Origin of the sequence: Maricaulis sp., from assembly GCF_048269565.1 — a bacterium.
Taxonomy (GTDB): Bacteria; Pseudomonadota; Alphaproteobacteria; order Caulobacterales; family Maricaulaceae; genus Maricaulis.
On record NZ_JBLXIK010000004.1, the window covers coordinates 189,773 to 210,301 of the forward strand.

The 20,529-nt window shown below is 63.7% G+C and carries 24 protein-coding genes; 7 read left to right on the plus strand and 17 right to left on the minus strand.

Annotated elements, in window-relative coordinates; genetic code table 11:
- Positions 1–34: 34 nt before the first annotated feature.
- A complete protein-coding gene (locus ACN0YL_RS10170; RefSeq protein ID WP_417497896.1) occupies positions 35–1,249 on the minus strand; it encodes an NADP-dependent isocitrate dehydrogenase in 1,215 nt (404 codons plus the stop codon).
- A 109-nt stretch (positions 1,250–1,358) separates the two neighbouring features.
- Between ACN0YL_RS10170 and ACN0YL_RS10175 the strand changes: the two genes are divergently transcribed.
- Complete coding sequence (locus ACN0YL_RS10175; protein WP_417497897.1) at positions 1,359–2,108, plus strand: RNA methyltransferase; 750 nt, start codon at positions 1,359–1,361, stop codon at positions 2,106–2,108.
- Positions 2,109–2,115: 7 nt separating this feature from the next.
- On the opposite strand, the gene ACN0YL_RS10180 is transcribed toward ACN0YL_RS10175, so the two are convergent.
- The 3 genes from ACN0YL_RS10180 to ACN0YL_RS10190 form a co-directional block, all read right to left on the minus strand.
- Positions 2,116–3,318, minus strand: a complete 1,203-nt coding sequence (locus ACN0YL_RS10180) for a hypothetical protein (RefSeq protein ID WP_417497898.1) — start codon at positions 3,316–3,318, stop codon at positions 2,116–2,118.
- A 100-nt stretch (positions 3,319–3,418) separates the two neighbouring features.
- Positions 3,419–4,867 carry an MBOAT family O-acyltransferase gene (locus ACN0YL_RS10185; RefSeq protein WP_417497899.1) on the minus strand — a complete coding sequence of 483 codons (1,449 nt, stop codon included), beginning with the start codon at positions 4,865–4,867 and terminating at the stop codon, positions 3,419–3,421.
- Between the two features lie 78 nt (positions 4,868–4,945).
- Positions 4,946–6,085, minus strand: coding sequence for a serine hydrolase domain-containing protein (locus tag ACN0YL_RS10190; RefSeq protein ID WP_417497900.1), 1,140 nt, complete (start codon positions 6,083–6,085; stop codon positions 4,946–4,948).
- Between the two features lie 230 nt (positions 6,086–6,315).
- On the opposite strand from ACN0YL_RS10190, the gene rpsD reads away from it, so the two are divergent.
- A complete protein-coding gene (gene rpsD, locus ACN0YL_RS10195) occupies positions 6,316–6,933 on the plus strand; it encodes a 30S ribosomal protein S4 (RefSeq protein WP_417497901.1) in 618 nt (205 codons plus the stop codon).
- A 36-nt stretch (positions 6,934–6,969) separates the two neighbouring features.
- Here the strand turns inward: rpsD and ACN0YL_RS10200 are convergent, their stop codons facing one another.
- On the minus strand, positions 6,970–7,137 hold the full coding sequence (locus ACN0YL_RS10200) for a hypothetical protein (protein ID WP_417497902.1): 168 nt from the start codon (positions 7,135–7,137) through the stop codon (positions 6,970–6,972).
- On the opposite strand from ACN0YL_RS10200, the gene ACN0YL_RS10205 reads away from it, so the two are divergent.
- Positions 7,136–7,657, plus strand: coding sequence for a hypothetical protein (locus ACN0YL_RS10205; RefSeq protein WP_417497903.1), 522 nt, complete (start codon positions 7,136–7,138; stop codon positions 7,655–7,657). The genes ACN0YL_RS10200 and ACN0YL_RS10205 overlap by 2 nt on opposite strands.
- Here ACN0YL_RS10205 and ACN0YL_RS10210 read toward each other — a convergent pair.
- Genes ACN0YL_RS10210 through ACN0YL_RS10225 form a run of 4 tightly spaced genes read right to left on the minus strand, consistent with a single transcriptional unit; the run spans position 7,654 to position 9,500 of the window.
- Positions 7,654–8,052 carry a DUF427 domain-containing protein gene (locus tag ACN0YL_RS10210; RefSeq protein WP_417497904.1) on the minus strand — a complete coding sequence of 133 codons (399 nt, stop codon included), beginning with the start codon at positions 8,050–8,052 and terminating at the stop codon, positions 7,654–7,656. The genes ACN0YL_RS10205 and ACN0YL_RS10210 overlap by 4 nt on opposite strands.
- 15 nt (positions 8,053–8,067) lie before the next feature.
- A complete protein-coding gene (gene grxD, locus ACN0YL_RS10215; protein WP_417310360.1) occupies positions 8,068–8,400 on the minus strand; it encodes a Grx4 family monothiol glutaredoxin in 333 nt (110 codons plus the stop codon).
- On the minus strand, positions 8,400–9,260 hold the full coding sequence (locus ACN0YL_RS10220; protein WP_417497905.1) for an aldo/keto reductase: 861 nt from the start codon (positions 9,258–9,260) through the stop codon (positions 8,400–8,402). Before ACN0YL_RS10220 ends, grxD begins: the two co-directional genes overlap by 1 nt.
- 3 nt (positions 9,261–9,263) lie before the next feature.
- The gene (locus ACN0YL_RS10225) at positions 9,264–9,500 is read right to left on the minus strand and encodes a BolA family protein (RefSeq protein ID WP_417310358.1); all 237 of its coding nucleotides are present in this window, start codon (positions 9,498–9,500) and stop codon (positions 9,264–9,266) included.
- Positions 9,501–9,653: 153 nt separating this feature from the next.
- Here ACN0YL_RS10225 and ACN0YL_RS10230 point away from each other — a divergent pair, with 153 nt between their 5' ends.
- From ACN0YL_RS10230 to ACN0YL_RS10240, 3 genes are all read left to right on the plus strand, one after another.
- Positions 9,654–10,157: a YHS domain-containing (seleno)protein gene (locus ACN0YL_RS10230; protein WP_417491346.1), complete on the plus strand. Its 504-nt coding sequence runs from the start codon at positions 9,654–9,656 to the stop codon at positions 10,155–10,157.
- Between the two features lie 73 nt (positions 10,158–10,230).
- Positions 10,231–11,226 (plus strand): M20/M25/M40 family metallo-hydrolase, encoded by a 996-nt coding sequence (locus ACN0YL_RS10235; RefSeq protein WP_417497906.1) that lies wholly within the window; start codon positions 10,231–10,233, stop codon positions 11,224–11,226.
- 97 nt (positions 11,227–11,323) lie between these two features.
- Entirely contained in the window at positions 11,324–11,869 is a 546-nt protein-coding gene (locus tag ACN0YL_RS10240; protein WP_417497907.1) for a methyltransferase family protein, read from the plus strand.
- A gap of 16 nt (positions 11,870–11,885) precedes the next feature.
- Here ACN0YL_RS10240 and purL read toward each other — a convergent pair whose 3' ends face one another.
- From purL to purC, 4 genes are all read right to left on the minus strand, one after another.
- Positions 11,886–14,111, minus strand: a complete 2,226-nt coding sequence (gene purL, locus ACN0YL_RS10245) for a phosphoribosylformylglycinamidine synthase subunit PurL (RefSeq protein WP_417497908.1) — start codon at positions 14,109–14,111, stop codon at positions 11,886–11,888.
- A gap of 4 nt (positions 14,112–14,115) precedes the next feature.
- Positions 14,116–14,778, minus strand: a complete 663-nt coding sequence (purQ, locus tag ACN0YL_RS10250) for a phosphoribosylformylglycinamidine synthase subunit PurQ (protein ID WP_417497909.1) — start codon at positions 14,776–14,778, stop codon at positions 14,116–14,118.
- 13 nt (positions 14,779–14,791) lie between these two features.
- Complete coding sequence (gene purS, locus ACN0YL_RS10255) at positions 14,792–15,031, minus strand: phosphoribosylformylglycinamidine synthase subunit PurS (RefSeq protein ID WP_417491352.1); 240 nt, start codon at positions 15,029–15,031, stop codon at positions 14,792–14,794.
- 155 nt (positions 15,032–15,186) lie between these two features.
- Positions 15,187–15,954 carry a phosphoribosylaminoimidazolesuccinocarboxamide synthase gene (gene purC / locus ACN0YL_RS10260; RefSeq protein ID WP_417310351.1) on the minus strand — a complete coding sequence of 256 codons (768 nt, stop codon included), beginning with the start codon at positions 15,952–15,954 and terminating at the stop codon, positions 15,187–15,189.
- A gap of 221 nt (positions 15,955–16,175) precedes the next feature.
- On the opposite strand from purC, the gene ACN0YL_RS10265 reads away from it, so the two are divergent.
- The gene (locus tag ACN0YL_RS10265) at positions 16,176–16,499 is read left to right on the plus strand and encodes a DUF1476 domain-containing protein (RefSeq protein ID WP_417310350.1); all 324 of its coding nucleotides are present in this window, start codon (positions 16,176–16,178) and stop codon (positions 16,497–16,499) included.
- Positions 16,500–16,512: 13 nt separating this feature from the next.
- On the opposite strand, the gene ACN0YL_RS10270 is transcribed toward ACN0YL_RS10265, so the two are convergent.
- The 4 genes from ACN0YL_RS10270 to ACN0YL_RS10285 all read right to left on the minus strand — a co-directional run bounded on the left by ACN0YL_RS10270 (position 16,513) and on the right by ACN0YL_RS10285 (position 20,512).
- Positions 16,513–16,968: a thioredoxin domain-containing protein gene (locus ACN0YL_RS10270; protein WP_417497910.1), complete on the minus strand. Its 456-nt coding sequence runs from the start codon at positions 16,966–16,968 to the stop codon at positions 16,513–16,515.
- Between the two features lie 92 nt (positions 16,969–17,060).
- A complete protein-coding gene (locus tag ACN0YL_RS10275; RefSeq protein ID WP_417497911.1) occupies positions 17,061–17,618 on the minus strand; it encodes a pyridoxamine 5'-phosphate oxidase family protein in 558 nt (185 codons plus the stop codon).
- A 144-nt stretch (positions 17,619–17,762) separates the two neighbouring features.
- Positions 17,763–19,064 (minus strand): adenylosuccinate lyase, encoded by a 1,302-nt coding sequence (gene purB / locus ACN0YL_RS10280; protein WP_417497912.1) that lies wholly within the window; start codon positions 19,062–19,064, stop codon positions 17,763–17,765.
- Between the two features lie 230 nt (positions 19,065–19,294).
- Positions 19,295–20,512 (minus strand): threonine synthase, encoded by a 1,218-nt coding sequence (locus ACN0YL_RS10285; protein ID WP_417497913.1) that lies wholly within the window; start codon positions 20,510–20,512, stop codon positions 19,295–19,297.
- Positions 20,513–20,529 lie beyond the last annotated feature (17 nt).

Here is a 20,529-nt window from a genome sequence, read left to right on the forward strand (position 1 = left end):
AGGCGTCCGTCCGGCAGGGGTTATTTCGAGGCGATCAGGCCATCGCCGCCTTGAAGCGTTCGTCGACCTTGTCGAGGAAGCCCTGGGTGGTGAGCCAGCCCTGGTGATCGCCGACCAGCAGCGCCAGATCCTTGGTCATATAGCCGGCTTCCACCGTCTTGATGATCGTGTCTTCCAGCTTGGCGGCAAAGTCCATCAGCGCCTGGTTGTCATCCATGCGGCCGCGATGCGACAGGCCCTGGGTCCAGGCGAAGATCGAGGCGATCGGATTGGTCGAGGTCTGCTCGCCGCGCTGATGCTGGCGATAGTGGCGCGTCACGGTGCCGTGGGCGGCTTCCGCCTCGACCACCGAGCCATCGGGTGACATCAGAACCGAGGTCATCAGGCCGAGCGAGCCGAAGCCCTGGGCGACCGTGTCGGACTGGACATCGCCGTCGTAATTCTTGCAGGCCCAGACGAAACCGCCGGACCATTTCATCGCTGCGGCGACCATGTCGTCGATCAGGCGGTGCTCGTAGGAAATGCCCTTGGCCGCGAAAGCGTCCTTGAACTCGGTGTCGTAGATTTCCTGGAACAGGTCCTTGAAGCGGCCATCATAGGCTTTCAGGATCGTGTTCTTGGTCGACAGATAGACCGGCCAGCCGCGACGCAGGCCGTAATTCAGGCTGGCGCGGGCAAAATCGCGGATCGAGTCATCCAGATTATACATGCCCATCGCCACACCGGGGCTCGGGAAGTCGAACACTTCGCGCGTGATCGGCTCGGAACCGTCGGACGGCTGGAAGGTCATGGTCAGCTTGCCGGCAGACGGGGCGAGGAAATCGGTCGCCTTGTACTGGTCACCGAAGGCATGGCGGCCGATGACGATCGGCTGGGTCCAGCCGGGCACCAGGCGCGGGACATTGGAAATGACGATCGGCTCGCGGAAGACAACGCCGCCAAGAATGTTGCGGATGGTGCCATTGGGCGAACGCCACATCTTCTTGAGGCCGAATTCCTCGACGCGGGCCTCGTCCGGGGTGATCGTGGCGCATTTGATGCCGACGCCGTATTTCTTGATCGCCTCGGCCGAATCGACCGTGATCTGGTCATTGGTCTCGTCGCGCTTTTCGATCGAGAGGTCGTAATATTTCAGATCAATGTCGAGATAGGGCAGGATCAGCTTGTCCTTGATCAGCTGCCAGATGATGCGGGTCATCTCATCGCCGTCGAGTTCGACGACCGGGGTATCGACTTTGATCTTCGCCATGGTGTTGTGCTTTCTTTTCGGACGGGTGTGTAAGGCGCTAGGTATGGCCCTGTATTCTGATTTGCGCGCTCTCTAGCATTGGCGCGCCCCAAGGTGAAGGCCCTGCTCCATGACCCAAGCGACCGCTGCGCCCTCCTTCGTCCTCGTTCACCCGCAACTGGGCGAGAATATCGGGGCTGCGGCGCGGGTGATGGGCAATTTCGGCCTCGAGGATCTGGTGCTGGTGGCGCCGCGCGATGACTGGCCCAATCCGAAGGCGGTCTCGATGGCGGTCGGCTCGCCCGTGCTGGACAATGCGAGGCTGGTGGATGATCTGACGGCGGGAGTTGGCGGTTTTACAAGGCTTTACGCGACGACGGCACGGCCGCGCGGCATGGAGAAGCCGGTGATGACGGCCCGCGAGGGCATGGCCGATGCCCGCGCCGCAATCGCGACGGGCGAGAAGGTCGGCATATTGTTCGGCGGCGAGAAGGGCGGATTGCTCAATGATGCCGTCGCCCTGTCCGATGTCATTATCACCCTGCCAGTCGATCGCAGTTTTTCCTCGCTCAATCTCGGCCAGGCGGTCGGCATTCTCGCCTATGAGTGGATGGCCGAGGAGGGCGCCCCGGCGGTGTTCGACCCGGTCTCCGATGTTGCCTCGCGCTTTGATCTCGAGGGCATGTTCGAGCATTTCGAAGCCGAGCTGGAACGGTCCGGCTTCTTCTACCCGCCCGACAAGACCCCGCTGATGGTGCAAAACCTGCGCGCCGCCTTCGTGCGCGGCCGCTGGACCACCCAGGAAGTGCGCACCTTTCGTGGCTGTGTGAAGGCGCTGGCGCGCGGTCGCGGCCGGGCGCGTACCGTGCAGGACGACTGAGGCGATTCTAGCGGTCGCTGCGGTACTGCTCCTCGATCCGCCGCACATCACGCTCGAGATCAACCCGGTCACCATGGCTGAGGAATATGCGCGGTCCGGCTTCCGGTGCCGGCGGATCGATGTCGAAGGCGTCAAACGCCTGCGCCGCGTGCTGCTGCCAGGGCGTGCCCGATTGCAGCCAGCGCTCACGGCCCGCCTGCAAGGCGGCGAGATCGGCCTCCAGCGTGTCACCGTCGAGCCGGCGGCCAAACCCCTCGCCGACCTGTCCGGTATCGCTGTGCCCGGCAAGCCGGTCCAGGATCGCCTGGCCCAGGGCGGGCCGATAATGCGACGGTACGTAATACCAGGGATTGGGCGCCGAGCCATCGCCGGCGGGCGGCGCGCTTTGCGCCGGCTCGGAGAAACCGCCGAAATCCCAGCCCTGCAGGGCCGGTCCGTCGAAACAGGCCTGATTGGCCTCTGCCGTGACGCCGCGCGCCGCAATCTGGGCGGCAATATCGCGCCGCAGGGCGATCTCGGCCGGGCCGGCACCGGCGCGCTGGCGGGCTTCCTCATACCAGGCATGGACCGGGTGGATGAAGACCACGACCTGTTTGCCCGAGGCGAGCAGGGCATCAATGCCGCGGAACAGGAAGGCGACGCGTTCCGGATCGTATTCATACGAGGCGTAATAGCGGTAACGCTTGGCCAGTTCTTCCTCGAAGCGCGCTGGCAGCCCGGCCTCGTTATAGGCATGCTCCCAGCGCTCGTCGGAGCCGCCGGTGCGATTGTCGTCGACGGTCTGCAGGGCGCGGGCAAAGGCGCTCGGTGACAGGGCCATCTTCGCCAGCGCCGCGATCTGCGAGCCGCCGGCCATCGGCGTGATCCAGTAGGTCGCCTGGGTATTGGTGTCGGTGGAAAACTCGCGCAGATCGGCGCCGATGATGACGCAATTGATCGCCTCATTGCGCGCGGCGAGGGCGCTGGCGCGGGCGAGCTCGAATGCCGAGGTCCCGGCCATGGCGAGATTCTCATAGCCGCCGGGCCAGTCGGGCAGGTCGCGCGGGAAGCCGTCCATCACCCGCGAACTGCCCAGGGTGATGGTGCCGGCCTCGCTGGTCAGCAGGCGGTGGCCGACATGGACCCGGTAGCCGTCCTCATGCGCGCGCGTGCGGCGGGCATTGACGCCATCGATCGAGATCCAGGGCGCGATCTCATAGGGGTCGACCACAAGGGTGAAGCCGCCAAAGCCGATCAGCCACGCAACCAGGGTTGCCGCGAAGATGCGCGCATAACGGGCCAGACGCTTGAACGCATCGGCATCGGGGGGATCAGAAGCGGTAATAGATGAACTCCGCCACGGTCCAGGAATTGATGATGGCGAGGAAGAAGAGGCTGGCAATCAGGATCGCGCTGGTGGTGCTCGCTGACCAGCGCCAGCCCTTTTGCAGGTGGTTCTCCTGGCCCGCCAGCGTGCGCGGGTCGAGATAGCGCGACACCGCCGAGATGGTGTCGGGCAGGAACCAGATGATCGCCAGGCTGATGATGATCGCGATGAAAGGATCGTCGCCGACATTCTCGCCGAGCCCGTTAAACCCGGCCATGCCCGCGAGCATCGCATTGGCGGCGGCAAAACTGTCGGCGCGGAAGAAGACCCAGGCGAAGGTGACGAAGAGGAAGGTGAAGAGCGGCGCGAGGAATTTCAGCGGTTTCGGGAACAGGCCACCCGGGAATTTGCTGTCGATCCAGTGACACCAGGCCAGCCCCATCCCGTGCAGACCGCCCCAGACGACAAAGGTCCAGGCGGCGCCGTGCCAGAGGCCGCCGAGCAGCATGACGATGAAGAGATTGGCCCAGCGGCGGTATTCGCCCCTCCGGTTGCCGCCGAGCGGGATGTAGAGATAGTCGCGCAGGAAACGCGACAGGGTGATGTGCCAGCGGCGCCAGAAATCGACGATGGAGGTGGCGCGGTAGGGTGCGTTGAAATTGGCCGGGATGTGGAAGCCGAACATCCGCGCCAGGCCGAGGGCCATGTCGGAATAGCCGGAAAAGTCGAAGAAGATCTGGAAGGCATAGCACAGGGCCGAGGTCCAGGCCGCCAGCGCGCCGACCTCGCCGCCATGGGCCGCAATATCAAAGCCGCTCGAGGCAAAGGGTTGCAGATTGTCGGCGAGCAGGACTTTCTTGGCGAGGCCGAGGGCGAAGATGGTGAAGCCGATGCCGAGATTGTCGGCGAGCACGTCCTTGCGCCTGGCGTCATCGAACTGGTCGGCAATCTCCTGGTGGCGAATGATCGGGCCGGCGATCAATTGCGGGAAGAAGGAGACGAACAGGGCATGCTTCACCAGGCTGCCCGGATTGGCATGATTGCGCGCGACATCGACCAGATAGCTGATCTGCTGGAAGGTGAAGAAGGAGATCGCCAGCGGCAGCGCCAGATGCGCCAGCGGCAGGTCGAGCCCGGTGACGGCATTGGTATTGGCAACAAAGAAGTCGGCGTATTTATAGACCCCGATCAGCGCCAGATTGAACACGATGCCGATCGCCAGCCAGGGCTGGGAGCCGCGCCGGCGGATCGCGACGCCGAACGCGTGGTTGACGATGATCGAACTGAGCAGCAGTGCCAGATAGCTGGCATTCCACCAGCCATAAAAGACCATCGAGGCCAGCGTCAGCAAAGCCAGCGCTGCCTGGTGACCGGCATAGCGCCGCGCGGTGTAGTACAACACCAGCGTTACAGGCAGGAAGACAAACAGGAATTGGATCGAATTGAATAACAAGGCCGGCTCCCCCACGGGCTGGCTATGGTTTGCCGCATTTGCGGCGATGGGGGAAGCGGGTTTGGCTGAAGACCGCCGTCAGGGCGTGATGGCGGCAATTTCGTCCATCAGGGCAAAGGCAAAGTCCGGCGCTTCGAAACTCTTCCCGTTCGCCTGGACTGCGATCGTGATGCCGGTCTTCGAGTCGTAGACCGCTGCGGAGCGATAGCCGCCGAAATCACCGCCATGGGCGATGCGGAACGCGCCATCCTCATAGGTGCGCACATAAAGGCCCAATCCATAGCTGGAGCCTCGCTCCGCATCGACGACAAAGGCGTTGGCGCGCATCTGTGCGCCGGGCGCGGACAGTTCACCCGAACCAAGCGCGGCATAGAACCGCGCGAGGTCGCCCGGCGTGGTCACCAGTCCACCGGCCGCCCACTCATGGTCGAGATTGTGATTGAGGCGGTGATTGCGGGCAGTGGCGGAAAGCCCGAACACCCCCCTGACATGGCCGCTGGCCAAACGATCATGATCGCGGCCGGAAAGCACTTCCGTATCCGTCAGGCCGAGCGGCTCGATCACGCGCTCGCGCACCAGTGAATGATAGTCCTGCCCGGTAGCGGCTTCCAGGATCAGGCCTATGAGGATGTAGTGGGTGTCGGAATAGGAAAAAGCGGTTCCCGGCGTATTGATGGGCGCCTCATCGGCAACGAAGCCGACAAGTTCCGCCGGAGTATAGCCGCGCCCGCCGCGCAGGAATCCGGAGAGAAAAAAGCCCGGATCCTCGAGATAATCCGGCACACCCGCGGTGTGATTGAGCAGCATGCGCAGGGTGATAGCCTCGGCATTGCGCAAGTCGGGCCAGAACGGCTGGCCGGAAAGCCAGGTCGAGATCGGGGCGTCGAGATCGATCACGCCTTCACTCGCCAGTTCCGCGGCGATCAGGCCCGTCACGCTCTTGCCGATACTGCCAGACAGGAATCGGGTATCCGGCGACACGACGGTGTGTGAGACTCGGTCCGCGAGCCCTGCCGTGGCATCAATCCAGTGTCCGCTGGGCAGCAGCACCGTTACGGAAATGCCCGGGGCGGGATCGTCAGCGATCGCGGCGGCTGCCTGATCATAGGCGGTCGCTGCGAGCCGGGCGAGATACGTGCTGTCCTGTGCGCGTACGGCGGCGGGCCAAACGAGGAGCAGGGCGAACAGGGCGATGGTGGCCGTGAGTGTTTTGAGCATGTGCTTTCCCTAGTCGGGGCGGAACTTCCAGTCAAACGGCGCCTCCGGCAGTGCCGGTTACTCTCCCGCCGCCCACAGCCATTGACATTCGCCTCCACACGTCTAGAACCCCTTTTCCCTCGCCGGAGCCTTGCTCTGTGTGGATCAACCCCAACGGGACGATGCGTGGACCGCCGTTTAGATCGTGAGCCTTGAGGGAGGTTCACCGGGCCGCATCGAAAAGAGAGAACATGTCAAAACGTCATAGCCAGAAGTATAAAATTGACCGCCGCATGGGTGAAAACCTTTGGGGCCGTCCAAAATCTCCTGTCAATTCCCGTTCTTACGGTCCTGGCCAGCATGGTCAGCGTCGCAAGAGCAAGGTCTCCGATTTCGGCCTTCAGCTGCGCGCCAAGCAGAAGCTGAAAGGCTATTACGGCAATATCACCGAGAAGCAGTTCCGCCGCACCTTTGACGAAGCTTCGCGTCGCAAGGGCAATGCCGCCGAGAACCTGATCGGTCTGCTGGAATCCCGCCTTGATGCGCTGGTCTACCGCGCCAAGTTTGTCCCGACCGTGTTTGCCGCGCGTCAGTTCGTCAATCACGGCCATGTCCTGGTCAATGGCAAGCGCGTCAATATCGCGTCCTACCGTTGCAAGGTCGGCGATGTGGTTGAAGTTCGCGAACGTTCGCGCTCGATGGCCCTGGTGCTCGAAGCGCTGGAAAGTGCCGAACGCGATATCCCGGATTACATCGATCTCGACGCGAAAGCGATGAAGGTCACCTTCGTGCGTACCCCTGAATTCGCCGAAGTGCCGTATCCGGTCCAGATGGAGCCAAGCCTCGTGGTCGAGTTCTACTCCTCCTAGGCGACGCGAATATCCAGACATGAAAAGGCCGTCCGGTTATGCCGGGCGGCCTTTTTGCTGCGCGATTGCCAATGGCGTGTGCGCCACCGTCATCGCGTTGATTTGGCCTTCATTTTGCGACTTATGAACAAAGTGTTTCAGTTTGGGTCTGGAGCCGCCGGTCGCTGGGTGCAGTGCCGGCACGTCCTTGGGGGGATAGACCATGCGTATGCATTTTCTGGCGGTGTTCGGTGCCGCGATGTCCTGTATCGCCTGTTCGAGCACGCCGGCTCCGGAGCCGGATGCGCGCCCGGGGCTGCTCGCCTCCCTGCCATCAATGCCGTCGCTGCCGACGATTCACATGCCGGACGTCAATCTGGCCAATATCCACTTGCCGGGCACAAACCGCCAGGCGCCGCAGGTCGATCCCGATCTCGAGCCGGTGGTCTATTGGCGCGTGATCGATGACGATATCCTGGTGGTGCATGCCGATACCCATGGCTGCACCGTGCGCTCGGATTTCACGGTCGATGTCGAGCAGTACCATCGCGATGTCTACACCGTGCGGCTGGTGCGCACCCAGCCGGACCGTTGCGGACAGACCCTGCCCTGGGGGGCACAGCTCGGCTTTGGTTTCGAGGAGCTGGGCGTGCCGATCGGTGGCCGCGTCATCGTGCTCAACCCGATCGACCAGCGCGCCTGGGACTGGAACGAGAGTGGCCGCCAGGATATGGCGCAACGCTAGGCCGGGGTTGCCTGCAGCCGCTCGACGGACACCTTGTCGGGATAAAAGGCCAGCCGGTCCTTGATCGCCGCGATATGGGCGAAAGGGCTTTCATAGCTCCACACCGCATTCGCGAGCCGCGATCCATCCTTCAGCCGGATATGGAAATAACTCGCCTTGCCCTTATAGGGGCACCAGCTGGTCTGCATCGAGCGCTGCAGGAAGCGCGGCGCGATATCGCTGCGGCGGACATAGAGCACGGGCGAACAGGTGTGCTCGCGCAGCTCCAGTGCCTGGGCCGCGCCGGCCAGTTCTTCATCGCCAACACGGATGCGGACCTGATCATCGATCTCCCGCAATTCCAGCGGATGGTCGATCCCGGGCTGCAGGATGGGGCGGTCCGGTGTGTCTGTCATGGCGGCCCTTTCCGGTCAGGCGCTTTCGAGCACGCCCTTGTCCTTGAGATAGGCCTGCAACTCGCCCGTCTCGAACATTTCCTTGATGATGTCGCAACCGCCGACAAACTCGCCCTTCACATAGAGCTGGGGGATGGTCGGCCAATTGGAGAAATCCTTGATGCCCTGACGGATGTCGGCATCTTCGAGCACGTTGACGCTTTCGAAATCGACCTGGAGATGGTCGAGCACGCGCGCCACGACCGAGGAAAACCCGCATTGCGGGAAGACCGGCGTGCCCTTCATGAACAGCACGATGTCGTTATTCTCGACGGTGGCCTTGATGGCGTCGTGGGCATTGGTGGACATCATGGTGCTCCTGGTAAATCCGTACCGGAGAGCTGGGGGGTCCCGGCTCCCGCTGCAAGACCCGCCTGCCGCGCATTGGCAGCGAGATTGGCGGATCGCGTTGTCAGGCATACTACCGCATCGACGCCCCTCCGGGCGAGTGCCCATTTCAGCGCACCCCCGGGCGGCGCAGTGATGCGCTGGGTCTTTGCTGCGGTGAGGGCGCGTTTGGCGGCGCGGGCGAGATACCACAGATCAGCGCGCGAAGCCGGAAAGCGCAGGTCCGGCCGCGCCGAGGCGCTGATCGCCTCGATACCGATCACCTTCATCCCGGCCTCGCTGGCGCGCGCCAGCCGGGCGAGGGCGGCGGTGTCGAGGCCGGCATGGACGGGCGCCATCAGCGCATCGAACACACCGAGATCGATCGCCGCGTCGAGCTCGGGCCCGCGGCCACACACGCCGATCTGGCGCACCATGCCGCGCTCGCGCAGGGCCTCGAGGCGGCGAATGAGCCGGTCCGACATTTCGGCGGCGGAGGGGCCGTGCAGCAACAGCAGGTCGATATAGGGCGTTCGCAGACGTTCCAGCGAGCCGCGCACGGACATCTCGATGCCGCCGGCGGAGAAGTCCCGGTGGCGGTCGATATCGATGCCGGCCTTGGTGGCGATGAACAATCCGTCGCGCCGGCGCCCGCGCAGGGCCTCGCCAAGGCGGCGTTCGCCTTCGCCGCGCCCATAGGCCGGCCCGGTATCGAACAGGGTGATGCCGAGATCGATCGCCTCGGCGATCAGACGCTGTGTGTCACGCCGCGAGACGGCCAGGGACGCATGCGGTCCGGTGACACCGAAACCGAGACGGGAGAGGGGGGCCGGATCGCTCATGCCTCAGGCATCGGGTGTGCGGGTTTCCAGCGCCAGGGCGTGCAGCTCATTGCCCATTTTCGAGCCGAGCGTCGCATAGACCATCTGGTGCTGGGCGACGCGCAACTTGCCGCGGAACGCCTCACTGGTGACGATGGCCTTCCAGTGATCATTATCGCCGGCCAGGTCCTCCAGCTCGATTTTTGCGTCCGGCAGGCCGGCCTTGATGTGGGCGATGATCTCTTCGGCGGGCATCGGCATGGTCGGGCATCCTGGTGTTGCTGTGATCACGAAATCTTGTCGGCGCCGGGATCAAGGCGTGACCGTTTCGCGCTTCCGCGGCGGTGTTCAAGTCCCGGCATCGGGCTCATACAGGAGGCCACGCTATACGTCACCCTCGCCAAGGAGAAGTCCATGTCCCGTTCACCTGCAGCCGCCCTCCCGGCTTGGCGCCCGGCGGCGCTGTTCGCGCTCATCGCCCTGCTGGTCCTGCCCGCCGGGATCGCCCGGGCCGGCGAGCAATACACCGATCGCGAGGGACGCGCCCTCAACGGCTATGACGTGGTCAGCTATTTCAGCGAGACCGGGCCCGTGCCGGGGCTGGAGACGATCACCGCCGACCATAATGGCGCCAGCTGGTGGTTTGCCAGCGAGGCCAGCCGGGAGGCCTTCCTGGCAGACCCGTCTCGCTACGCCCCGGCCTATGACGGGCATTGCGCCTTTGCCCTCGCTGATGGCCGCAAGGTGCGCAGCGATCCGCTGGCCTGGCAGATTGTCGATGGCCGGCTCTACCTCAATTTCTCTCCCGCCATCCATCGCCGCTGGCAATCCGACATCCCCGGCTATCTGGCCCGCTCGGAAGCCAATTGGCCCGCGCTCGAGGCCGGTCCGGCGGCTCGCCCGAGCCGTTGGTTCTGAACTCGCAGAAAAACAAATGGGGTTGACGCCGACGCCGTGGCAGAGTGCGACGCAGATTATACGGGGAGATCTCATGCGTTACCTGCACCTGTTGGCCACTGCCGCCTGTACTGTCCTTGCTGTTGCGTGCCAGGCACCGACGACAATCTCCGCACCGGAGGCCGAGACCGCGGCGGCTGCCGGTTCCGCCGTCGCACCGGCGATGGACCGGGCGCAATTGCTCGAGGATCTGCGCATTCTCGCGGCCGATGACATGCAAGGCCGCCTCGTGGCGACGGCGGGCAGTGAACGCGCCCGCGCCTATATTATTTCGCGCTTCCAGGAGATCGGCATCGAGCCGATCAATGACAGCTTCGTGTCGACCTTCGAATTCGATCGCCCCAATGGCTGGAGCCCGACCACGGTCGGCACCAATATCATCGGCCGCCTGCGCGGCACCGGCGATAGCGGCCGGGTGATGGTGCTCAGTGCGCATTATGACCATATGGGCGAGCGCGGCGGCCAGATCTGGAATGGCGCCGATGACAATGCCTCCGGTGTCGCGGCCCTGCTGGCGGCGGCCGCGAGCTTTGCCGCCAGCCCGCCCGAACATGATATTGTTTTCGTGGCCTTCGATGCCGAAGAGCATGGCCTGCGCGGCGCCGAGGCCTTTGTCGCCAGCCCGCCGGTGCCGATCGAGACCATCGCCTTCAATCTCAATCTCGACATGCTTGCGATGTCCGACGAGCGCATTCTCTGGGCGGTCGGGACCTATCACTATCCCTTCCTGATGCCGGTCGTGGAGGCGGTGCGCGCGCGTTCTGCCGTCAATCTGCCGACCGGTTTTGACGAGCCGTCCGAGGATCATGGCGCCGACTGGACCAATGCGACCGATAGCGGCGCTTTCCATGCCGTCGGCATCCCCTTCATCTATCTCGGCGTCGATTATCACCCGCATTATCACGAGCCGACCGATACCTATGAGAACATGACGCTGGATTTCTTCCAGGACGCCTCGGAGACGGTGGTCGATTTCGCCCGCGAGTCCGACCGTCAGCTCGACTTGATCGGCGACCGGTCGGGGCGCTGAGTTTAGGGAAAATCAGGGCTTGAAGCTCTAGCGACTAGAGAGATTAAGCTCACGGCACTCGTTTCGAGGATTGTTTCGTGAGGTTCTCATGTCTGGAATGACCGTCGCCTTCCTGGTTGCCATCGGCGTGATCGCGCTGGCTTCCATCCCCTTCGTGATCCTAGCCCGGCGGGATTTCGCCCGACTGGGCCGATGGTCGCTCCCCGTCGCGCTGGCCTCCGGGGTGTTGATGCATGGTTTGGCGCTGGCCATTCTCGGGCTCGCCTTCAGTGATCGAGGCAGCCTTTATGCCGTCACGCCGGTCATCCTTGTCGCGGGGCTTGTCCTGGCCACAGCTGGCGGATGGATGATCCATATCGGACGCAGACGATTTGGTTCCACGGCGCGGGTCTACGGCCTGCGCGAGGACGAACTGATTGAACAGGGCGTGTACCGGCGTTCACGGAACCCGCAATATGTCGGCTATTTCGCCCTCATGCTGGGGAGCAGCCTGGCGTCAGGGTCAGCCCTGGCGCTGGGCGGTGCGCTCGTCTTCGCCGCCTTCATCCATGTGTTCGTCACCGGCGTGGAGGAGCCTCATCTGAGGCGCGATCTCGGTGACGCCTATCGCGCCTATTGTGGCCGGGTGCGCCGATACCTGTGAATTCGCGCCGGGCTTGCTATTCCGCCGCCACCGCGACCTTGTTCATCAGACCGGGCAGCCAGCCTGCCCACGCCTCGCGCAGACGGGTCAGTTCGAGGCTGTGGGCGCCATTGACCGTGATGGCCGTGCCGCCGCCCAGACCGACCACCTGGATCGGGATGTCGTCGGCTTTCGCGTCCTGCAGGATGGCGATGGCGTCTTCCTTTTTGGCGGCGATGAGATAGCGCGCCTGGTCTTCGCCGAACAGGAAGCCATGCATCGGCACATCGCCTTCATGGGCGAGCTTGATGCCAAGGTCCGAGGCCAGTGCCATGTCGGCGGCGGCGCAGGCGAGACCGCCATCGGAGAGGTCGTGACAGGCGGTCAGGCGGCCGGAGCGGATCTGGCCGCGCACGAAATCGCCATTGGCTTTTTCGACCGCGAGATCGACATGCGGCGCACCGCCTTCCTCGCGGCCCTCGATTTCCTTGAGATAGACCGAGGCGCCCATCGCGCCCTTGGTCTCGCCGACCAGCAGCAGGATATCGCCGGCTTTCAGGCCGCCAAACTGGCCGCGCTTGTCGAGATCGGGGATCAGGCCGACACCGCCAATGGCGGGCGTTGGCGGAATGGCGGCACCATTGGTCTCGTTGTACAGGCTGACATTGCCGGACACGACCGGGAAGTCGAGCTTGGCGCAGGCTTCGGCCATGCCATCGATACAGCCGACGAACTGGCCCATGATCTCGCGCCGTTCCGGATTGCCGAAATTGAGGCAATCGGTGATCGCGATCGGATCGGCACCGGCGGCGGTGAGATTGCGCCAGGCTTCGGCGACGGCCTGTTTGCCGCCCTCGAACGGATCGGCCTGGCAATAGCGTGGCGTACAGTCGGTGGTGATCGCCAGACCCTTATTGGTGCCGTGGATGCGCACGATGGCGGCGTCGGACGGGTTCTGTGAGCTGGCGACGGTGTCGGCCATCACGTGGCGGTCATATTGCGACCAGATCCAGGCCTTCGACGCCATGTCGGATGAACCCATCAGCTTGAGCAGAATTTCGCCCATATGCGCCGGTTTGGCGACATCGCCGGCCGGGATTTGGGCCCGCACTTCCGGCGCAAACCAGGGGCGGTCATATTTGGGGGCATCATCGGCCAATGGCGCGATCGGGATATCGCAGACGGTCTCGCCCTTGTGGGTGAGGACCATGCGCTTGGAATCCGTGGTCTGGCCGATGACGGCGACATCGAGTTCCCATTTTTCGAAAATCCGCATCGCGACGTCTTCGCGGCCCGGCTTCATGATCACCAGCATGCGCTCCTGGCTTTCCGAGAGCATCATCTCATAGGTCGACATATTGGTTTCGCGCTGCGGCACCTTGTCCATGTCGAGCTCGATACCGATGTCGCCCTTGTCGGCCATCTCGACCGAGGAGGAGGTGAGGCCGGCGGCGCCCATGTCCTGGATCGCGGCGATGGCATCGGTGGCCATCAGCTCGAGGCAGGCCTCAATCAGCTTCTTTTCGGTGAAGGGATCGCCAACCTGGACGGTGGGGCGTTTTTCGGCACTGTCATCATCAAACTCGGCCGAGGCCATGGTGGCGCCGTGAATACCGTCGCGGCCGGTCTTGGAGCCGACATAGACGATCGGCTGGCCCGGCTGGGCACCGCGGGCATAGAAAATCTTGTCGGCATCGGCCAGGCCCACGGCCATCGCGTTGACGAGGATATTGCCGTTATAGCCGGCATGGAAATTGGTCTCGCCGCCGACCGTCGGCACGCCGACGCAATTGCCATAGCCGCCAATCCCGGCAACGACGCCGTCGACCAATTGCCGTGTCTTGGCATGGTCCGGCGCGCCAAAGCGCAGCGCATTCATCAGCGCAATCGGCCGCGCGCCCATGGTGAAGACATCACGCAAAATGCCGCCAACCCCGGTCGCCGCGCCCTGATAGGGCTCGATATAGGAGGGGTGATTATGGCTTTCCATCTTGAAGATGGCGGCCTGGCCATCGCCGATATCAACCACGCCGGCATTCTCGCCCGGCCCCTGGATGACACGTCCGCCCTTGGTCGGCAGTTTGCCCAGGTGCAGGCGCGAGGACTTGTAGGAGCAATGCTCCGACCACATCACCGAGAAAATCCCGAGCTCAACGATATTCGGAGCCCGGCCCATCCGGTCGAGGATGACCTGGTACTCGGCCTCGGACAGCCCGTGTTCCTTGACGATTTCGGCGGTGATATTTTCGGCGTATTGAGTCATGTGATCAGGCCGATCCAAGCAGAGATTCAAACAGCGCCAGCCCGTCAGTCCCGCCATGCCTGGCATCAACAGCGCGCTCGGGATGCGGCATCATGCCGAGCACATTGCCTTGCTCGTTGACGATGCCGGCAATGTCATTGGCGGAGCCATTGGGGTTGGCGCCGTAGCGGAAGACGACCTGGCCTTCATTCTCGATCCGGACCAGGGTTTCGGCGTCGGCGAAATAATTGCCGTCATGATGCGCGATCGGGATGATCAGCTTGGCATTGGCCGGATAGCGCGATGTGAAGCGCGTATTGGCGTTGGTGACGGTGACGGGGGTGTCTTCGCAGACGAATTTGAGCTGCGCATTGCGCATCAGGGCGCCGGGCAGCAGGCCGCATTCGGTCAGGATCTGGAAGCCATTGCACACGCCCAGGATCGGCGCGCCGGTAGCGGCATGGGCGATGATCGCCGGCATGATCGCCGAGTGCGTCGCCATCGCGCCGCAGCGTAAGTAGTCGCCATAGGAAAACCCGCCGGGCACCATGACGAAATCCGTGCCTTCGGGCAGGGCGGTTTCCTGGTGCCAGACCATGGCGGGGGCGGTGCCGGTGACGCGTTCGATCGCATCATGGGCGTCGCGGTCGCAATTGGACCCGGGAAAGACGATGACGGCGGATTTCATGGTCACGCCGCCCCTATTCCAGCTCGATCGAGTAGCTCTCGATCACCGGATTGGAGAGGAGTTTGGCGCACATCTCGTCGACGCGGACCCGGGCGGCCTCGATGTCATCTCCGGTCAGATCAAGCTCGATCAGCTTGCCCTGGCGGACGGAAGCGACCTCGGCATAACCCATATTGTGCAGCGCACCGGCAACGGCAGCGCCCTGTGGGTCGAGAACGCCAGGCTTGAGGTAGACGTGGATTTTCGCTTTCACGGGAACGACTCGCTTTTAAGGCCTGCTTCGGATGCGCCCTGCATAAAGCGCGCGGCCTGCCGATGCAATCAAGCAGCGCCAGTTGATCGGCCGCTTCAGACATGAAAACGCCCCCGGCGATGCGGGGGCGCTCTCAAGCCGGTTCGGACCGCGAACTATTTGCCCGCTTCGTCCGCTGCGTCGGGCACCGAGCGCGGCATGTCCTTCATGACGCCGAGACGGCGGGCAACTTCCGCATAGGCCTCGGTGACATTTCCGAGATCGCGGCGGAAGCGGTCCTTGTCCATCTTCTCATTGGTTTCCATGTCCCACAGCCGGCAGCTGTCGGGACTGATTTCATCGGCCAGCACGGTGCGGACCATATCGCCCTCATAGAGGCGGCCGAATTCGAGCTTGAAATCGACCAGACGGATATTGACGGCCGCGAACAGGCCGCAGAGGAAATCATTGGTGCGCAGGGTCAGCGCCATCATGTCGTCGATTTCCTGCGGGCTGGCCCAGTTGAAGGAGGTGATGTGATCCTCCGATACCATGGGATCGTTGAGCTCGTCCTTCTTGTAATAGAATTCGACGATGGCCCGCGGCAATTGCTGACCTTCCTCGATCCCGAGGCGCTTGCTGATCGAGCCGGCCGCGACATTGCGGCAGACGACTTCCAGCGGAATGATCTCGACCTGACGCACCAATTGCTCACGCATGTTGAGGCGGCGGATGAAATGGGTCGGGATGCCGATATGGGCCAGCTGCATCATGACATATTCGCTGATGCGGTTGTTGAGCACGCCCTTGCCTTCGAGCGTCGCCTTTTTCTCACCGTTATAGGCGGTGGCGTCGTCCTTGAAATACTGGACGATCGTGCCCGGCTCGGGACCTTCATAGAGGATCTTGGCCTTGCCTTCGTAGAGTTTCTTGCGGCGGGACATGGGCGGCGCTCCAGTCGGGGTCCGGGTCATGTTCGGACCGAAAATGCGCGACGCGGCCCGAATCGGAGTCCGGACCGCGCGTTGAGGGGGCAAATTATCCGGCCTTTGTGTTATTCGCAATCCCTTGCTGCGGTGCGGCATGGCCTGTGCCGTGGCGATTGATTTCATGCAGCGGGCAAGCTAACCAATCCCCCAACGACCCATCCCCAAGGAGAGCCGCCATGTCTGGCATTGATGATCGCGAATCCGGTTTCGAAAACAAGTATGCCCATGACCAGGAACTGGACTTCAAGGCCAATGCCCGGCGCAACAAGCTGCTGGGCCTGTGGGCGGCCGAACTGATGGGCCTCGATAGCGAGGAAGCCCTGGCCTATGCCAAGACGGTGATCGTCGCCGATTTCGAGGAAGCCGGCGATGACGACGTGTTCCGCAAGATCCGCGCCGATCTCGACGCGAAAAAGGTCGAACTCTCCGATCATCTCCTGCGCAAGCAGATGGATGAACTGATGGCGACCGCCCGCGACCAGATCCAGACCGAAAGCTAGGCGCGCGGCGGGGTCAGCCCGCCGCCTCAACCTCCGCCGTCACCGACAGCCAGCGATCCAGCGCCTCGCGGATATGGTCGCGGTCGTAATTGGTGGTGATGATCTCGAACACCGTGCCGGTCTCGCGGTCCATCAGGACCAGGAAACCGGTGCGGCCGACCATCTGGTCGTAGAGCCCGGTGATGCCCGCCTCCACGGCGCGTTCGCGCACCGCGGCGCGCTGACCGAGGGTGAAGTCAAAGCGGACGAATTCCACCGCGGCATCGGCATAGTCGGGGCGGACATCATCGATGCGCGGTTCCAGGATGCGGCAGGCGCCGCACCAGGATGAGCGAAACATCGCCGCCACCAGCCGCGGCCGTTCCTGCTCGGTCTGCGAGGTCTCGGCCTCGGCGCTCCATTCCGCCCGCAGAAAATTCGGCGCCAGAAAAGCCCCCAGCAGGGCGAGGACGATGAGGGCGGTACGCATGTGGCGAAGCTCCGTGTGATGCCTGTCCGGACTATAGGCGGGCGAGGCGATAAGGCGAGCGCGGCCGCCATCACACTCGCGTTATGTGAGCCTCACTCCGCCTCTTCCGGCCGGATCAGGCCTGGCAGGCCGTCGATCGACAGGGCGTTGCCGGTGTAGCGGCGCTCGCGCCATTCGGCGTCGGTGCGGTGTTCGTTATAGCGCAGCAGCTGGTCGCGTTCGCCCTTGAACTCGTAGAGCGGCACGCCCCAGCCGCAGCTGTCCTGGATGCGCGAGATGCGGGCGGTGATGACGGCGCGCGCCTTGGGGAAATCACCGTAGAGGGCGCGCTTCTCGGCAAAGCCGGGCTCGTCGAAACACACCGCATGGCCCTTGCCATACAGGCGCAAGATCTTGGCCGGCCCGTCCATGGCGCAGAACATGAAGGTGATGCGGCCATTCTGGCGCAGATGCGCCACCGTCTCGATGCCGGACCCGCCGAGATCGAGATAGGCCACCTCGTGCGGGCCGAGAATGCGGAAAGTGTCGTGGCCCTTGGGCGAGAGATTCACATGGCCATGGCCCGACGGCGCGGTGGCGACGAAGAACATCTTCTGCGCCGCGATGAAGGCTGTGACCTTGTCGTCTATCGTCTCGTAGATCTTGCTCATGGATGTCTCCCTCGCTCGGGAGAAGCTTATGCCGGGACCCGGATGATTTCCATCCATTCGCCGGGCTTTCTTCCCCGTCCCTGACGGGGAAGTGGGCCGGACGCAGTCCGGGCCGATGGGGCGGCGAGCCGGGGAGAAAAGTCGCTAGTCGGCAAACACCCGGGCGAAGATCGTGTCGACATGTTTGAGGTGATAGGCCTCGTCGAAACAGGCTTCGATCTGCGCATTGCTCATATGCGCGGTGACCTCGGGATCGGCCTTGAGATGGTCGACCAGCTGGCCGCCTTCATCCCAGGTTTTCATCGCATTGCGCTGCACGAGGCGATAGCTGTCCTCGCGTGACACACCGGCCTGGGTCAGGGCCAGAAGCAGGCGCTGGGAGTTGTGGATGCCGCCCTGGGCGTCGAGATTTTCCTGGCAGCGATCAGCATGCACGATCAGACCTTCAACCATGCCGGCACAGCGCTGCAGCGCAAAATCGAGATGGCCATTGGCGTCCGGCCCGATACCGCGCTCGACCGAGGAGTGGGAGATGTCTCGTTCATGCCAGAGCGCGACATTTTCCATCGCCGGGGTGACGGCGGAGCGCACCAGGCGCGCCAGCCCGGTGAGGTTTTCCGTCAGGATCGGATTGCGCTTGTGCGGCATTGCCGAGGAGCCCTTTTGCCCCTTGGAGAAAAACTCCTGCGCCTCGCGCACTTCGGAGCGCTGCAGATGGCGCACCTCGATGGCGAGGTTCTCGATCGCCGAGGCGATCAGGCCGAGGGTAGCGAAATAATTGGCATGGCGGTCGCGCGGGATGACCTGGGTCGAGATCGGCTCGACCGCGAGGCCCATCGCGTTTGCGACATGTTCCTCAACGCGCGGATCGATATTGGCGAAGGTGCCGATGGCGCCGGAAATGGCGCAGGTGGCGATCTCGTCACGCGCCGCAACAAGCCGCGCCCGGTTGCGTTTGAACTCGGCATAGAAGCGGGCGAATTTCAGCCCCATCGTCGTCGGCTCGGCATGAATGCCATGCGAGCGGCCGATACAGACGGTGAATTTATGCTCCAGCGCCCGCGTCTTCAGCGCCGCGAGCACCCGGTCCATGCCCTGGAGCAGAAGATCGGCACTGTCGCGCATCTGCACGGCCAGGCAGGTGTCGAGCACGTCGGATGAGGTCAGGCCCTGGTGCACAAAGCGGCTCTGCTCGCCGACATGCTCGCCGAGATGGGTCAGGAAGGCGATGACATCATGTTTGACCTCGGCCTCGATCTCATTGATCCGGTCGACATCAAACTCGACATCCTTCGCCGACCACACCGCCGCCACCGCCGATTGCGGCACCACACCCAGCTCCGCCAGCTTCTCGGTCGCATGCGCCTCGATCAGATACCAGATCTTGTACTTGTTCTGGTCCGACCAGATGGCGGCCATTTGCGGGCGGGTATAGCGGGGGATCATGGGCGGCTCCGTCGGCGCGTTGTGAGCAAGCGCGGGAGATGCGTTATGGGGGCGAAAAGGTCAAGGGGAGGGCACGTCCTTCTCCGAGAGGAGAAGGTGGCGCGAAGCGCCGGATGAGGCGGGCAAAATCACCGTGGGCGATTGGCGGGGGCGACGCAGTCCTGCACCGTGCCCATCGCCCGCCTCACCCGCCCTGCCGGGCACCCTCTCCTCGCGGAGAGGGAATGGGGCTACATCGCCCCCCAATCCACCTCAGCGTTGCGATCCAGCACCCGCGATCCATCCGGCATCGCATACTTCAAACCCGAGCCACAATTGAACAGCACGCAATCCGCATCGCGCTCGATCAGCCCGTCATTCATCGCCTTTTCCATCGCGGCCAGCGTTGCGGCGCCTTCCGGGCACAAGAGGAGGCCGTCCTCGCGGGCACAGCGCACGCGGGCCGCCTCGATGGACGCCTCGGAGACGGCGATGGCGAAACCTTCGCTCTCGCGGCAGGCATCGATGATCAGGAAGTCGCCGATCGCCTTGGGGACGCGGATGCCCATCGCGGCGGTGCTGGCGTCGAGCCATTCTTCGGCGTGGCGCTCGCCCTTGTCCCAGGCGCGGACGATGGGGGCGCAGCCCTCGGCCTGGACGGCGATCATTTTCGGGCGGCGTTTGCCGATCCAGCCGAGTTGCTCCATCTCGTCGAAGGCTTTCCACATGCCGATCAGACCGGTGCCGCCGCCGGTGGGGTAGAAGATCGCTTCGGGCATGCGCCAGCCGAGCTGGTGGGCGAGTTCCAGGCCCATGGTTTTCTTGCCCTCGATCCGGTAGGGCTCCTTCAGGGTCGAGAGGTCAAACCAGCCCATCTTCTCCTTGCCGGCGGCGACCAGGGCGCCGCAATGATGGATCAGGCCGTTGACGCGGAAGACATGGGCGCCCTGCAGCGCCATCTCGCGGATATTGACCTCGGGCGTGTCATCGGGCGCGAAGACATAGCTCTCCATCCCCATGCGGCTGGCATAGGCTGACATCGCGGCGCCGGCATTGCCATTGGTCGGCATGGCGAGGCGCTTGAGGCCGAAACGGTGGGCCATGGCGACGGCGAGGGCGAGGCCGCGCGCCTTGAAACTGCCGGTCGGCAGGCGGCCCTCATCCTTGATGCGCACGCGGCCGGTGGCGCCGGAGGCTTTCGCCGTCGCGGGCACATCGATCAGCGGCGTTGTCAGCTCGCCGAGGCGGCAGACATCCGCGTCATCGGCGACGGGCAGAAGCTCGCGCCATTTCCAGAAGCCGCCGCGCCGCGCCGATATGGCACCGCGATCAATCTCGCGCTTCGCCTTGGCGAGGTCATAGCGCACCAGCAGCGGCTTGCCGGCGGCGGAGAGATTGTGCGGCTGGTCCTTGTCGTAATGCTTGCCGGTCTCGGAGCATTCCAGATGGGTGACATAGTCGTGGTGCATATGGGCGCTCCAGGGCT

Bases quoted from the DNA above. Each gene is read 5' to 3' on its own strand.
- purC (WP_417310351.1), bottom strand. From the start codon at position 15,954: ATGTCCCGCCGCAAGAAACTCTACGAAGGCAAGGCCAAGATCCTCTAT.
- ACN0YL_RS10200 (WP_417497902.1), bottom strand. From the start codon at position 7,137: ATGGTCTATCCCCCCAAGGACGTGCCGGCACTGCACCCAGCGACCGGC.
- purQ (WP_417497909.1), bottom strand. From the start codon at position 14,778: ATGAAATCCGCCGTCATCGTCTTTCCCGGGTCCAATTGCGACCGCGAC.
- ACN0YL_RS10170 (WP_417497896.1), bottom strand. From the start codon at position 1,249: ATGGCGAAGATCAAAGTCGATACCCCGGTCGTCGAACTCGACGGCGAT.
- ACN0YL_RS10225 (WP_417310358.1), bottom strand. From the start codon at position 9,500: ATGCCGATGCCCGCCGAAGAGATCATCGCCCACATCAAGGCCGGCCTG.
- ACN0YL_RS10235 (WP_417497906.1), top strand. From the start codon at position 10,231: ATGCGTTACCTGCACCTGTTGGCCACTGCCGCCTGTACTGTCCTTGCT.
- ACN0YL_RS10265 (WP_417310350.1), top strand. From the start codon at position 16,176: ATGTCTGGCATTGATGATCGCGAATCCGGTTTCGAAAACAAGTATGCC.
- ACN0YL_RS10205 (WP_417497903.1), top strand. From the start codon at position 7,136: ATGCGTATGCATTTTCTGGCGGTGTTCGGTGCCGCGATGTCCTGTATC.
- ACN0YL_RS10285 (WP_417497913.1), bottom strand. From the start codon at position 20,512: ATGCACCACGACTATGTCACCCATCTGGAATGCTCCGAGACCGGCAAG.
- ACN0YL_RS10275 (WP_417497911.1), bottom strand. From the start codon at position 17,618: ATGAGCAAGATCTACGAGACGATAGACGACAAGGTCACAGCCTTCATC.
- ACN0YL_RS10220 (WP_417497905.1), bottom strand. From the start codon at position 9,260: ATGAGCGATCCGGCCCCCCTCTCCCGTCTCGGTTTCGGTGTCACCGGA.
- rpsD (WP_417497901.1), top strand. From the start codon at position 6,316: ATGTCAAAACGTCATAGCCAGAAGTATAAAATTGACCGCCGCATGGGT.
- ACN0YL_RS10175 (WP_417497897.1), top strand. From the start codon at position 1,359: ATGACCCAAGCGACCGCTGCGCCCTCCTTCGTCCTCGTTCACCCGCAA.
- ACN0YL_RS10230 (WP_417491346.1), top strand. From the start codon at position 9,654: ATGTCCCGTTCACCTGCAGCCGCCCTCCCGGCTTGGCGCCCGGCGGCG.
- purB (WP_417497912.1), bottom strand. From the start codon at position 19,064: ATGATCCCCCGCTATACCCGCCCGCAAATGGCCGCCATCTGGTCGGAC.
- grxD (WP_417310360.1), bottom strand. From the start codon at position 8,400: ATGTCCACCAATGCCCACGACGCCATCAAGGCCACCGTCGAGAATAAC.
- ACN0YL_RS10210 (WP_417497904.1), bottom strand. From the start codon at position 8,052: ATGACAGACACACCGGACCGCCCCATCCTGCAGCCCGGGATCGACCAT.
- ACN0YL_RS10270 (WP_417497910.1), bottom strand. From the start codon at position 16,968: ATGCGTACCGCCCTCATCGTCCTCGCCCTGCTGGGGGCTTTTCTGGCG.
- purL (WP_417497908.1), bottom strand. From the start codon at position 14,111: ATGACTCAATACGCCGAAAATATCACCGCCGAAATCGTCAAGGAACAC.
- ACN0YL_RS10240 (WP_417497907.1), top strand. From the start codon at position 11,324: ATGACCGTCGCCTTCCTGGTTGCCATCGGCGTGATCGCGCTGGCTTCC.
- ACN0YL_RS10190 (WP_417497900.1), bottom strand. From the start codon at position 6,085: ATGCTCAAAACACTCACGGCCACCATCGCCCTGTTCGCCCTGCTCCTC.